Annotated in this window: 1 protein-coding gene; it reads right to left on the bottom strand. The window is 68.1% G+C overall.

Annotation, left to right across the window (positions count from 1 at the left end):
* Positions 1 to 54 precede the first annotated feature (54 nt).
* Positions 55 to 1002 (bottom strand): IS5 family transposase, encoded by a 948-nt coding sequence (locus HZU84_RS20010; protein ID WP_149503620.1) that lies wholly within the window; start codon positions 1000 to 1002, stop codon positions 55 to 57.
* Between the last annotated feature and the right edge of the window lie 47 nt (positions 1003 to 1049).

Raw genomic sequence — 1049 nt, 5'->3', positions numbered from 1 at the left:
GGCTCTGTTGCACAAATCCACGAGCAGACGCCCTGACCCCAACCCCGGACGGACTCATGCCACGGCACCCACCGGCACGGTCTGCGGCCGGCCGATCTGACTGAAGCGGTTGAGCACGGCCACGCGCACATGCAGCTCGACCACCTGACGCTCGAACGTGCGGGCCGTGACCCGCTCGCCCAACCGCTTCAGGCAGTGCATCTTGGTCTCCACCAAGCTGCGCCGGTGATAGCCGCTCCACGTCTTCCAAATGCCATGCCCCAGGCGCTGGCATGCCCGGACGGCCTCGTTTCGGGACTCGGATCCCGGACTGGAGCGGCGCCACAGGCGAGCGTTCTTGCGCGGTGCGATCACTGCCACCGCGCCGCGCTGCGCGATCGCATCCCGGCACGCCCTCGTGTCGTAGGCGCCGTCTGCGGTGACGCTGGCAACGGCCTCGTCCGGCGCGATCTGCGCCAGCAGCTCGGGCAGCATCGGCGCGTCGCCAATCGCATTGCTCGTGACCTCGACCGCGCGGATCTCCAGCGTCTGCGCGTCGATGCCCAGATGCACTTTGCGCCACTCGCGGCGGTACTCGGCCCCGTGCTTCTTGCGCTTCCACTCACCCTCGCCGAGGAACTTGACCCCCGTGCTGTCGACCAGCAGTTGCAGGGGCTCGGCGCTGGGACGGTAGGTGATCTGGGCCTGCAGCGTCTTCTGACGTCGGCACACCGTGCTGTAGTCCGGCACCGGCCAGTCCAGCCCCGCCAGCCGCAGCAGGCTCTCCACCAGCCCCAGCGTCTGACGCAACGCCTGCCCGAACAAGCACTTGATGCTCAGGCAGAACTGGATCGCCGCGTCCGAGAAGGTCTGCCTGCGCCCGCGCTTGCCCGACGGCGCCGCCAGCCACTGCATGTCCCGGTCCAGCCACATCGTCAACGCTCCCCGCGCCTTCAGCGCCGCGTTGTAGGCCTTCCAGTTCGTCGTGCGGTACTTCGTCCGCTTCTTCTTGGCTTCGCTCACCGCGTCAGTCTACGAGCGCTCGGACGCTCGCTTTGTGCAACAGAGCC

Origin of the sequence: Sphaerotilus sulfidivorans (assembly GCF_013426975.1) — a bacterium.
In the GTDB taxonomy this organism is placed as follows: domain Bacteria; phylum Pseudomonadota; class Gammaproteobacteria; order Burkholderiales; family Burkholderiaceae_C; genus Sphaerotilus; species Sphaerotilus sulfidivorans.
Note: the sequence above shows the minus strand (reverse complement) of the source record. Positions and strands in the feature narration are given on the sequence as shown.